Below are 12,590 nucleotides of genomic sequence, written 5' to 3'. Positions count from 1 at the left end.
GCTTCGCCGAGCTGGTGTGTCCTCTCCTGCCGCTGACAAAACACGCGACCAGTCAATAGGATTCCAAAACAAGCGCGCCTCATCCCCCGACCGCTTTCCTTCGCGTTGCTGCCCGCATCTCTGCTTCCCTGCGCTCAAGATCTTCAAAATCACCGCCTTTGAACTGCATTGCTCGATAAACGTTCCAGTGCCCCGCTCTCCTACCAATAAGCTCGGCCATATCGCTGCAGACCGCCCGGTACTCCGGATGGGCCTGTGAAGATGTTCTGAGCTCTATGAGGTGAATCGCCTCTCTAGCATTGAGCTGCATACGGTAGCGCAACCGAAACGCCATGGGAAGTACATAAGAGGCAGCCACTCTAGACGCTGACTCGATGAAAGAGTACGCGTCTGCTGCCGACTCCATCGCACTTTTCCAGCGGTTCTCCTCTCCTATTTCGGCTATGACATCAGGCATTGAAAATCCGAGGTTGGAAGAGAGTGGCTGCCACTCAATGGTAAGAATGCGGTGTCTTTGTAGATCTCTAAAAGCGCCATAGTCAGATACGACTTCGAAAGTGTAATACGTAGATTCAAAGGCCCGTCCAGGGAGGTGGCGACGGTTTCGCCGGGAGCCAACATACTCTGCTATGAGCAACGCAAGGGCATCCGCGCCAAGTCCCTGAGCAATTCGGAAAGCTTCATGCATGGATACTGGGGTGTGGTCAAAGAGAATTGCAGCTGCGATCTTTCGCTCACCTTCAGGGTCGAAGTCCACCAGATTGACAGTAGGTCGTTGAGAACTCAATAAGAGTGTTCTGTCTACGGCATCCTGCCCCTGCTTGGAACCGTTCAATCCGTGGGAAGAGATGAGCAATGCGGCCGCGCCCGCGACTCTATCGCGAGTCTCCGATAAATATCTCCGCCAGTCGACCCCCCTTCCTTCCATCTCGACTCTCTTTACGAAAGAAGGGATCACCTTCTCTAGCTCGTGAAGAATCTCCTTCCCCAAAATCCTTGCCTCGCTCACCGGCGAGGAAAGCAGTCGTAGAAGAAGCCGCTCATAGGCTTGTCCACTTCCAAAGACGCCAACATTGGCGAGTGTGGCAGCAGGAAGCAGTCCTCTGAGCGAGTCGCACACCTTCGCCCTCACGGCTGATCGATAGGCGCCCTCTGGCTCATCGGCTCTTTTGGGGTACTTATGCTCGAAATGTTCGTACAATTTCGTGTATAGCTCTGCGTACAGCTCGAACAGCCCCTTGCAAACCTCTTCAAAGATCCCCCGCGCATCTTTCATCTCCGGCAGATCAAGCTCTGGGGGGCACTTGTACCGGAACTTTCCGCGGTGGCGGGTGTCGTACCGGATGTAGCGGGTAGACTGCTCTAGGTAAGCCATGAGTCGCCCCCGCTCTAAAATTTTGGTGGCAATATTGGACACGTTTTCACAGCCCAGATGAGCACCGCCTAGTTGAGCGACCGAGTCGTCCCCATACTCGGTAAAGATCCTGTCATACAGGTCACGTGCTCTTGCATCGCCTACTTGGTTGTAACCGGCCCCTCGACCTGAATCCCCCCCTTCCAGATACTCGCGAAGTGCACGCTCTCCGCTACCTCTATCGTTGATGAACTCATCGAGGAATAGCCTTTTCAGGCTTTTCTCCGAGCGGGAATATCGAGCGAACAGAGCTCCTTTTACCACCTCGGGAAGGTTTACGAGGGCAAAAACGGGTCCATCGATGTTCGTAAAATACCGGGACAGGATAGCCCGTTCCTCGGAAGTGAATTCCTCTTGGCTAGTCGAAGTCTCCACCCTCTTAGCCGACCTTTCTCACATTGTTGCAAAGGTCGTCGCAAAGTCTACTCACCCGGAACGGCAGAGGAAACAATTCCCACATCAAGCGCAATCGCTAAAAGCTCGAACTCTCGCTTCCGGGTCGCCTCGTGCGCTTGCCGAGCTAAGTCGATGATGCGCCGAAGGTGCCGCACGACGTCACCTGGGCCTTTGGATGTTTCAAGCAACGCGGTCGGATCATTGGATTTTGCCCAGCGCATTGCAGCCAAAGCATAGGCGAAGTCAGGGAGAGGCGTTTTCTGCGCGAAAAATATTTCTTGTTCTACCTTGGTTACATCCGACACCACTTCTTCTACCTTTGAAGCTTCCTCCCGTAATTTTCGGTTTCGGAAATACCTGTAGTCGACCCTCTCATCTGGTCCAACTTCATCGCTTACGAACCCCGAGATAATAGCCGAGAGCACAGGAATGTCATGGTGATCCGCCTCCGACCTAGCCAACCATTCGACGAATGCGATATCTCGTTCCGTATATATTCCCGCCAATATTTCACCTTTTTCCGCAAGCTGCCACTCGCCCCGCAAGTACCCAAGGCGAGCCAAAACTTCACGGTAGCGACGAAACTCTGCTACAAGCTCGCTGGCCGAGGGAAAAAAGTGGCCGCCTCTTCGGCCGCCGGGTCTGGATTGGTAAGCCGCATATGAACTTCCTAGGATCTTTTCAGCTTCAGCCTTGGTCGGGTACTTAAAGATCATGTTCGCGACCATGTTGTAACCAGGCTTAAAGCTCGACACGAGTTTGAACTTGGTCGAACGGGCTGTGGATGCGACATGCTCTAGGGGGAGCCAAGGAGAGTGGACTACGACGGCATAACCAATCTCGTCCTTGCCTCGCCTGCCCGCTCTTCCCGACAGTTGAGTAAACTCGCTAGGCGTGAGCAACTTGTGAGAAATGCCGTCGAATTTATAAAAGCTCTCCAAAACCACCGAGCGAGCAGGCATATCGATTCCCAATGACAGCGTCTCTGTTGCAAAAACCACCCGCAACAGGCCCCTCGAAAAAAGCATCTCTACGATTTCCTTGAACTGATGAAGCATGCCCCCATGATGTGCTGCTACGCCACGAAGCAATCCATCAAGAAATCTCCCGAAATCAAGTACGGAAAGCTCGGCATCGCTGAACGCAGCTGTTCTTTCCAGAGCCACTTTCTCTACTTCTCTTCTTTCGCTTTCCCCCAACAAGGAAATGCCCTCCGATGCCACCATTTGCACAGCCCGCTCACACCCTTGCCTTGAAAATATGAAATAAATGGTTGGCATCAAACCCGCTTCGTATAAGGCGTCCAATACATCGAGTCGGTGCGGAACGAGGGCGTAACGATCCCTCCGACCGTGCCTAGCCGACAAGGCCTTGGCTAACGAAGGATTAGGTCTGGTCTTCGAACCCCTTGCCCAAAGTCGCCGAAGCCGAGCCTTCCCAGTTCTAGAGTCTTCGTAACAGTAAAGCACCTCTAGCGGAACCGGCCGGTCGTACCTCGATACACACTGAACATCTCCCCGAACGGCCCGAAGCCATCCCAAAAACTCACCCGTGTTGGAAATGGTGGCCGACAAGCACACGATACGTACGTGCCGAGGCAGCATGAGAATCACTTCTTCCCATGTCGATCCCCTTGCAGGATCTTGCAAGTAGTGGATTTCGTCAAGAACGACGTGCGATATAAGGTCGATCTCCGGGTCGTTCTGATACAGCATGTTTCTCAGGACTTCGGTGGTCATCACTAGCACCTCGGCCCTTGGTCGAATGCTCACGTCTCCTGTGAGCAATCCCACGTGCTCTGGACCCAGCTCCTCGCAAAGCTCCCTGAACTTTTCATTCGAAAGAGCTTTGAGCGGTGATGTGTAAACAGCCTTGGACCCTCGCGAAAGGGCCAGTTGAATTGCGAACTTCGCGACGATGGTTTTCCCCGAGCCTGTCGGCGCGGCTACCAGAACCGAGCGAGATTGGCACAAATGCTCGATGGCTTGCTTCTGAAAGTCATCGAGAGGAAAAGAAAGTTGCTTCTCAAACCACTCCAGAAAGCGTTGGCTTTGTTCTGTTCGTCCCTCGGTCGAGATGTCAGCCCTCCGCTCGAGGTCCCGGAATCACCGTAGTCAGGTCCTGTCGAACGTCCCATGGACTAAGAAGTAGAATCTCCAGCCGCCCAGTGCAACTGGGAACGTATCCAAAAGGGATGCCCCGCGATTGGGAAATTTCAAGACCTTGATTCCAGCTAGTTCCGGCCAGCATAGCCAATCTGTATGCTTTGAATGTCCACCGACTTCGCAACTCTCCCAGCGAGTCAGCAACAATCCCGGACATGAACGCCTCGTGGTAACCGCGAGTACCCCGCCACGCCGCAGCAAAGGTGAGAACCGAGTCTGCCGGCGCTGCCGACTTTGCGACCTCGTTCGCAAAAAGAATGTTCGCCTCCAATGCCCGTCGAAAAACCGCTTTATCCGCCACTCGAATATCGACTCGCGCAAACCTCTCGAGCTCGGCACATGCCGCCGAAATACTCGCCGTAATCTCGGCTGCGTATGCCGCGCTTCTTTCTGCTTCTACCCATCCAGCGGCATTCCCCTTTGCTTCAGTATATGCTCCTGAAGCCGAAACACCATCTAAAGGCCAAGGATCTAAGTTCTTTCCTAAACCATCTGCGAATCGTTCAGACCATTTCCATTTTCCTAAACTATTATCATCTATAAGTGGTGCCCGAGATAACAGTTTTTTATTGCTTACACCAAAGCCTTGTTGCCATAACATTTCGATGAACACTCTGGAAGTATCAGCCAAAATTAAAAAACGCCGAGCTTGTAGTATAAAATCATTTTGTAAAAAGGCTGGAATTGCGGAAAGCGCTTGTATATTTTCAGCTGCTTCAGCCAAATAGGAAACTACCTGTATTGATTGGTTTTTAAGATGATCCAAATCCTCATTTTCAAAAACACCGGCCTGTGATATTCTTACCCGTAGCTTTGATATCTCACGTCCTAAGATATCCGCCTTTCGAGATGTTTCTTCCAAAGCTCTTGAATCGCCACTTAACTGTGCGCGGTTAGCGTCATCAATCAACTGTTCTAGACTACCTCGATAAGAATCGCCTTGCTTGTACCATTCTGAAACCCTCTTATAAACCAAACGGTCGATGCTCTTCGAATCGTGATTCGTCCAAAACATAATGTACCCGGCAATACTTAACAGTATCGCAATGCCCAAACTTGCACTCAAAACCAAATAACGGCGCCGGCGTTTTTGTGCTGATAAATTAGTCCATCCCAATGTACGTCCACATCGTTTCTTTTTCATTTGAGGCGTTTCAATATCCTCGTCACAGTTATTACTTTTTTAATATAAAGCGGGCAAATGCTACAGCAAGTAAATATAAAACACACATCGGGGCAAAGAGTGCAAAAAACGAAAATGGATCCTGCCCTGGTGTCGCTACAGCAGCCACCACTGAGATAGCAACAACGACAACTCGCCATGCTCCTAATAACTGCCTGGAACTGACTGCACCCAAAGCTACGAGAGCTATGAGAACAAGAGGGAATTCAAATGCCGCACCGAATCCAAAGCTCATTGCCAACATGAAGCTAATGTAGCGATCGGCTGTTATGAAAGGCTCTACAGTGTTTCCAGCTATTTTGAGCAGAAAAACAAGTGCAGGAACAGCGGTCAGGTAAGCAACAGCGACTCCGAACGCAAACAGCAAGCTGCTAACCGAGACTATGGTGATCGTCGTCTTTCGTTCTTTCCGCGTAAGTCCTGGTGCCACAAACCTCCAAATTTGCCAAAAAATCACGGGAGATGCCAATATCAACCCTGCGAACGCCGATATCTTCAGGCGCATTCCAACCGGATCGAAAATCCCAATCGCGATTAGTGGACGCTCTGGATCTCCAAGTGCGGTACGAAGAGGCGCAAGCAGCACATCCATAATTGGGATGAAAAACACCCACCCAATTAAGGAAGCAACGACAAATGCTACCAGCGCTCTAATAAGGCGGATTCGCAACTCTTTGAGATGCTCGACAAGGGGCATACGAGTTGCTTCTAGGGAAGCAATGTCTTCATAACCATCTAATTCAGAAACGCTAGAAGTCATGTGTGAATCTGTTTCCAGGGTTGGGTCAATTCTTGAACGGAGTGGTCCCGAACCAGAGTCGCCGGCTTTCTCAGCCACCCGTACCCCCGGAATCTGGTAAGTTTTTTGAATCGAATTTGAGATCCGAGCCCCCACTCGGTTCTGTGGCTTTTAGATCATCCTCTAATCCACTAGCCGCATCTTCTATGATCGCACGCACCTCTTCTTGTACTTCTTCGCCATAGCGCCTCAGTTCTGCGAAGAAACGGCCAACCTTGCGTACGGCATCGGGAAGGTCTTCAGGTCCGATAACCAGTAGCGCTATGACCACAATCAGCAAAATCTCTAATGGTCCGACGTTCAACATCTTCCCTGCCGATGCCCTAGCTTTAGGGGTCTAGTCACTCCCCCGGCACCTGCCCCTCCCCGGAGTCGCCACTTCCCCTATTGCTCTCTCGACGACGCGACTTAGTAGCAAGCTTTTTGAGCGCTTCTTCCATGGCCTGCTGTTCGGAGGCTTTCCGAGACCTACCACCTTCGGAGGGCCTCTTCGCCTTCTTTGGACCCGCGATCTCGACCACCCCAGCCGCAGGATTGGGGCGCTCGAGTTCTCGCCTAGCTACAACTATGGTGACCACCGCACGCCCCAGGAAGTACAACACGGGAACCACTACAAGCAGACTGACGATAATTCCGATCCAAGCCAGTACAGGCATGACACCTCACCTTCGAAGTCGTACTAAGCGTCTAACCGTCCCTGGATGTATGATACGGTTTCTCGCAGATAGCTCCGACTTTGAGAACAACTCTCTTGGCTTCAAGGGGAGACTTGGAAATGCCGACAACCCGAATTGGGTCGGCAACTTGAAACTCAGGCTAGGTATCGGCTTATGACATCGACGGGGAGAGCGACTCCCCAACCGAATTCTAACGGCGGCGGACGGAGCAATCCTCTTGACGCCGTACTGAGGGCCGCCCGCGCACTGTCTTCGACCACTAGGCCCGAGTCGGTCATTAAAACGCTTCTAGCAGATCTTGCTGAGGGGATCGGAGCCCAGGCTGTCCAGCTCTGGATGGCTGACATTTCTGAGGGTGCTCTGCGGCTAGCTGGCAGGCACGAGGCCAGGCCTGCGGGATTTGTCGATGCATCGGTAATGGCTGCGAGGCTTCTCTCTACAGGGCAGCCGGTATTAGCGCCTACACCTGATCTTTTGAGCCCGTTTTTCCCTGCGGGACCCATACCCTTCGAATCGGGATTGGGAGTTCCTGTAAGAGATGGGGCGACTATCGTTGGCAGTCTCGTAGCGTTCTCGCACCGCCAACTCAACCCAACCGACCTCCAATTCGCGCAACTCTTCGCGGACCAGGTAAGTATTGCCATTCGACTCACAAATCTTCGGTCGGAGCTTGAGGCCCGGGATCGCGAGCTGCGCCTATTCAGTGAGACTTCCAAAGAACTAACTACTGAGCTAAAAATCGACGCGCTTCTCGCAAACGTTCTCAAGATGTCTTCGGATCTGTTTGGATCCAAAGGTGGTTTCATCGCCTTATTCGACACGAGAACGGGAGTTCTGCAGCTCGGCATCTTTGAGGGCGTTCAGAAGGAGCTCGTCGCCGAGACGATGGAGCGAGAAGAGTTTCGCTCGGTTCTGGGAGAGAACGCGCCCCGCCTAGTGCTCAAGCCTCAAGACGACCCGGTCTTCAAGCCACTTTCTAGAACCGGCATGGTTCCCTTGCTCGTTCCTCTAAGAGGAGAAGGGTCAAACGCCGGACTGATGGTGGCATTGCTACCCCCTGCACGCATCCCTGCAAGCGGGGAAATTCCGTTACTGTCGAGCTTTGCTTACCAAGCCGGACTAGCTCTGCGCAACGCCCTCCTCTATCAAGAGCTTGAGGACCGAAGAGCAGAGCTCTCCTCGATCATCTTTTCGATAAGGAATCCAATCATAGTCGTGGACAACAACGACCGATTCATTGCGGTCAACGCTACAGCACAGGAGTTGTTCAGTTTGGCAGGCCCGTTCGACATTGGGGCACCAGTTAGGGGACGAATTCGCCCGAGAGAGCTAGAAGACCTCCTGCTCTCTGGCAACGGGACAATTGAGGTGACGATATCGAAGCCAAACCCTCGGACGTTTAAAGCCCGTGCGGTTCAACTGCGTGGAGAGTCGGGCGAGGTTACGGGAAAACTTTTGGTGATGGATGACATCACAGAGCAACGAGAGTTGCAGCAGATGAAAGCCGACTTCGTATCGGTGATTGGGCACGAGTTAAGAACTCCCCTCACGTTGATAAAGGGGTATACGCGACTACTAATCTCCAAGGGAGACAAACTGCCCCAATCAAAGCGTAGAGAATCTGTCGAAGCGATCGACACTGCGACTCTTCGCCTGGAACGTTTGATCGAAGATCTTTTATTCGTGTCGGCTATAGAGCAGCAGAGGCCTCCGCTGTACCTTGAAACAGTAGATCTCGTCGACTACCTCAAAAAGACGATCAAAAACTTGCGCAGTCAATACCCCTCCAGAACGATTGTCTTTGATTCTCCGCACAACAAGCTGACGGCATCTGTGGATCGCACCAAAATCGAACAGATTCTGGCACACCTGGTGGACAACGCCATGAAGTACTCGGAGGACGCAGTCTCCGTTTCCCTAAAGCGGGTGGAGGACTCAGCCCATATTGCGGTAACGGACCGAGGAATTGGTATTTACTCCGGAGACGTGCCAAAACTGTTTCAACGCTTCGGCCAGATCGACTCCACAAGCACCCGCAGCCATGGCGGCACAGGCATTGGGTTATACATCTGTAAAAAACTAGTAGAGGCTCATGGGGGGCAAATATGGGTCGAAAGTCAGCTAGGCCGGGGCTCGACTTTCACTTTTGCGATTCCATTAGCCAGCGGATAATTTCACCCCGAGCCGCCTGGTATCAGTGGCTGTAACAGTCTCAGTGAATCATCGATCGATCGCTATAAAGACAGGATTGCTAAACGACACAAGAGTTGACTCGGAAAGTCCGAACGGTCCGGGAATATAGACACCTTTCCCCCATGCTTCTAGGCGAAGCCACTCTCCGAATTCTGCAGGGTTCTCCAGTAAGAACTCCCCATCACCGTCTACGCAAATCCACTCTTTCGCACGACCGTTCTGGCCTACAACGCGCAACACGAGTCTACCTAGCCCCCCTAGGACTCGGGCTCTCAAGCTTTCTTCGGCAGATATCTCCCAACCCATAGCAGGTATCCATCCCTCGGAGGAATCATTGCCAACTCGACGCTCCAACACCACGATCGCAGAGTCCGGTGTAGCTGTAACCGAGACCGCCCCCCTCCGTACAGCTTCCAAGATTCCACTAGGGCTTCGATCACTGGGCGAGTACACCCAGGTTGCGGGACATCCATATTGGTGAACCGGCATCGCTCTGAGATCGTGAACATCCGATCCTCCGATGGCGGTGATACGCCTTCCGCAGCGTAGGAGTTCCTCCCACTTCCGCGTCGACTCGTTATTGAACCACAGCCACGGGGCTTGCCATGCCTCAAGTGCGTCGAACCTCTCGTGATACGAAAGCTTCCATTGGGGTCCGATAGCTTTTGGGTGGTTGATTGAGAGGAGTCCTGAGGAGTGGTCCATTTCCTCTAGAGCATCGGAGAGATCTTTGTCGTTTTCGATTCTGAAATCCACAAGCCTTCCTGGGAGGAACGCGTTGAAGTGTCCGTAGTAAGTAGTTACTTCCTGTCCTTTGATGAGGGCAACAGATGTGTACGGCTGAACAGCATCGATCTCTGCCCAGTGCGCGTTGGTGTTGTGATCGGTAATAGCCAAAAAGTCCATACGCCGGGTTTCTGCAGCAGCGACCATCTCGACGACAGGTGTTTTTGCATCACCGGAGTGCCAGCTGTGTGTATGAAAGTCCCCGCACAACATCCCTAAGCGGTGGCCCGGCAGTTCTCTATAAATCGGCACTCCCGGTATCTTCTGCACCGCGTCTCTCGCCGCTTCTAAGTCCGCTGGCAGGTCGGCTATTCCGCCTTTCAAAATAGGGGCATCCAGACCGGCGATGACTTCTTCCGAAGACGACGCCCGCACCTCTACGTGTACGTGGACCTCTTTTCCTTCGTCGGGAAACCCAAGTGCGATCGCCCACCGGCCCTGATTAATGGGCCTACAGACATACCCAGGAGTCGACAATTCTCGGCCTGCCACCACGCAGCGCCGGTCACTTCCACTCCAGCCTCGAAACGAGGAAATTTTGGGACGACTCGAAGACGACGTCTCCTCAAACAATCCCAGATCCACGCGTGCATCACCGTCGACTCTGTAGCACACCTCCAAGATGGTCAGTCCTGTAGGAACATCGAAGAATAAGTACTCATATCGCCTGTTATCTCTCGACAGAACCTTGATATCCAGGCTCTTCTCAAAAAGGGTGTAAAGTTTCATCTTGAAGAAGCACCGTAGAGAGCTAGGGCGCGATTTACGGACTCTATGAGCTCCAAGCGGAGATAATCCGGAGAAAGCACCACTATCCGGTCGGCGATACCGAACAGAACCCTGATCGCCCAATTGCGACTCGATGCCTTGAATTTCACTAGCGACCAGCCGTTGTCTAGCTGGACGCTATATTCCAGGGGGTAGGCGCGCGTGAACCAGGAGGACACCTCGGGCGCCATGACAACCTCTACATTGATCCCCTCTATCTTCCATCCCGTATCTCCTGGACCGCGACCGCCGGCACTTTCTCCAAACCCTTTCTGCCCGCGCAAAGGCGAAACGCCCCTGGCCTTGAACTGTTTTCCCGTAAGCTGTGCATTAGTTATGCGAGAAACTCTGAAAATCCGTTCTTCTTGAGATAAGTGGCAGTACGCCTCTAGGTACCACCTTCCTTCGTAGACGAACAGACGGAGTGGGTCCACCTTCCTTCTAGACTCAATCTCAGAAGAATAAGACACATATTCGAGATCTACGGTCTCCCGCCCACTGATGGCCTTTCTCAAAAGCTCCAATGCTTCTTCGGCAGTTCGCTCAGGAAGAATGTCCATTCCCGAATCTTCGATACCTAATGCTTTAGCAAGCTTTTCGATGCCAGAGTGCAACTCGGCAGAGTCCGAGAGACCAGGAAGTCTGGCTGCCGCTCTCAGAGCGGAGTACAGCACGACCGCCTCTTCGCTAGTCAGGTTCGCAAAGCTCTCCAGGTAGTCGGCCGATCGTACAAGTACGCGCCCGTCGCTCCACGACACATCGACAAGGTTGTGTGGAAGATAAGGGTAGATTCCCGTGAGCGTCACCATAGTCAAGTCTTTGATAAGTGCCTCCTTTTCTACCTTGAACACGCCGGCGACCTCGTCGATCGAGGCGCCAGGGTGTCGGATCAGCCATGGCACTATGTTCACGAGGCGTCTTGCCCTATTCGCAGCCTCCTCCCGTGGCTTGCTACTCCGACTACCCGACCCACCTGCCCGAACCCCCTCAGCGTTAGAAGCCGCAATCTTGGCGCTAACAGAGGCGGCTAACTCCACGGCCTTATCGGCCGCGGGATTCTTTGAAGACTCCTCCAGTCGTGCTTTTGAAGCGAGAAGTCTGTCTTTCATCTGCGACCTCAATTCATAAGGACTTAGAATCTCTGCTTGTTCCCTGAATCCGCACACCGCTTCCAAAAGCGGCTCAGGGTTGGTATAGGTGACCTCAAATACGTGACGACCCGACTCGTCTTCACTGTCTGCCTCGGTACCCAAAATACGCTGGGCCAGGCTAGCCCTAGATGCTTCGACCGCAACTTTTGCACAACGCCGTTTTCCTCCACCTATCTCCCACGGTGCTCCTCGCAATACTCGATCTACCTCAGCAGTGCTTTGTACTTTGAATAGTCTCTGTTGAGAACTCTTCTTTATGGGAGAGCGGATGCGGTCGATTCGAAATGCCTTGAGCGTTTCATCGCCCAACTCTCTGGCAGCCAAATACCAGTTCTTTTTTACGCAGCGGATACCGTGAGGCTCCACTTTTCTCTTGCGCACCGACCCATCGGCCTTTTCGTACTCGAACTCTACGACTCGTTCCTCCAGCATCGCCTCAACGAGAGTCGACAAACGCTCAGCCGGCACCCTCAGGTACGCCGTTGCTTCGGCCGCCACCTCGGGCTCTGGGTGGAACCCAATTTTTACCGCGCCATATACCAAGTCATGAGCTAGATCGGCATTTCCGTCCGAGTCTTCTCCACCTAGAACCGAAATAGCTCCAAGAGCCACAGCCATTGCAGCCTTTTCCTCCGGCGAAAAAGCAGGGTCCTCGAGGCGTTTTCGTAGTTCATTAGCCCTATATCCCACTCCTTCCGGAGCGGAAGGCACCGCCACGCTCTCTACCTCGATCCCGATTTCTCTCAACGCAGCCTTGTCACGTTCGAATGATCTCTTGAACGCAGTATCTGAGTCGGGGTAGCCAGGAACCCGCTCCCGGATCTCCCCTGCCGTAAGTGGGCGGCCTGTCTCCCTCAGAATCGCCAATAGGTTGAGGAGGCGCTCAGCTTTGTTCGCCAACGGCGTACCTCCAAGCTTTTAGACCCTGCAGCACACAGCAATAAGCAAGCTGCTAAAAACCTCTATCAACTAGGACAATTTGAACAAGGCGGCGATAGCCGAAAGATCGGGAACGCACGCTCAATTCAAGCCTCATTCTCTTTATACCGCTACACACC

Annotated in this window: 9 protein-coding genes; 1 reads left to right on the top strand and 8 read right to left on the bottom strand. The window is 52.8% G+C overall.

What is annotated here, in order from left to right:
* Positions 1 to 79: 79 nt before the first annotated feature.
* From C4318_02130 to C4318_02105, 6 genes are all read right to left on the bottom strand, one after another.
* Positions 80 to 1,789: a thymidylate synthase gene (locus tag C4318_02130; protein ID MER3453943.1), complete on the bottom strand. Its 1,710-nt coding sequence runs from the start codon at positions 1,787 to 1,789 to the stop codon at positions 80 to 82.
* A 47-nt stretch (positions 1,790 to 1,836) separates the two neighbouring features.
* The gene (locus C4318_02125; GenBank protein ID MER3453942.1) at positions 1,837 to 3,783 is read right to left on the bottom strand and encodes a hypothetical protein; all 1,947 of its coding nucleotides are present in this window, start codon (positions 3,781 to 3,783) and stop codon (positions 1,837 to 1,839) included.
* A gap of 106 nt (positions 3,784 to 3,889) precedes the next feature.
* Positions 3,890 to 4,951, bottom strand: a complete 1,062-nt coding sequence (locus C4318_02120; protein MER3453941.1) for a hypothetical protein — start codon at positions 4,949 to 4,951, stop codon at positions 3,890 to 3,892.
* Between the two features lie 199 nt (positions 4,952 to 5,150).
* Positions 5,151 to 5,918, bottom strand: a complete 768-nt coding sequence (tatC, locus tag C4318_02115) for a twin-arginine translocase subunit TatC (GenBank protein ID MER3453940.1) — start codon at positions 5,916 to 5,918, stop codon at positions 5,151 to 5,153.
* 70 nt (positions 5,919 to 5,988) lie between these two features.
* Positions 5,989 to 6,264, bottom strand: coding sequence for a twin-arginine translocase subunit TatB (tatB, locus tag C4318_02110; protein ID MER3453939.1), 276 nt, complete (start codon positions 6,262 to 6,264; stop codon positions 5,989 to 5,991).
* A 34-nt stretch (positions 6,265 to 6,298) separates the two neighbouring features.
* A complete protein-coding gene (locus C4318_02105; GenBank protein MER3453938.1) occupies positions 6,299 to 6,613 on the bottom strand; it encodes a hypothetical protein in 315 nt (104 codons plus the stop codon).
* A gap of 174 nt (positions 6,614 to 6,787) precedes the next feature.
* On the opposite strand from C4318_02105, the gene C4318_02100 reads away from it, so the two are divergent.
* A complete protein-coding gene (locus C4318_02100; GenBank protein MER3453937.1) occupies positions 6,788 to 8,806 on the top strand; it encodes a hypothetical protein in 2,019 nt (672 codons plus the stop codon).
* Between the two features lie 48 nt (positions 8,807 to 8,854).
* Here C4318_02100 and C4318_02095 read toward each other — a convergent pair whose 3' ends face one another.
* On the bottom strand, positions 8,855 to 10,342 hold the full coding sequence (locus C4318_02095; GenBank protein ID MER3453936.1) for a hypothetical protein: 1,488 nt from the start codon (positions 10,340 to 10,342) through the stop codon (positions 8,855 to 8,857).
* Entirely contained in the window at positions 10,339 to 12,432 is a 2,094-nt protein-coding gene (locus tag C4318_02090; protein MER3453935.1) for a hypothetical protein, read from the bottom strand. Before C4318_02090 ends, C4318_02095 begins: the two co-directional genes overlap by 4 nt.
* Between the last annotated feature and the right edge of the window lie 158 nt (positions 12,433 to 12,590).

It is taken from the genome of Acidimicrobiia bacterium (assembly GCA_040289475.1).
GTDB lineage: Bacteria > Actinomycetota > Acidimicrobiia > ATN3 > PSLF01 > PSLF01.
Note: the sequence above shows the minus strand (reverse complement) of the source record. Positions and strands in the feature narration are given on the sequence as shown.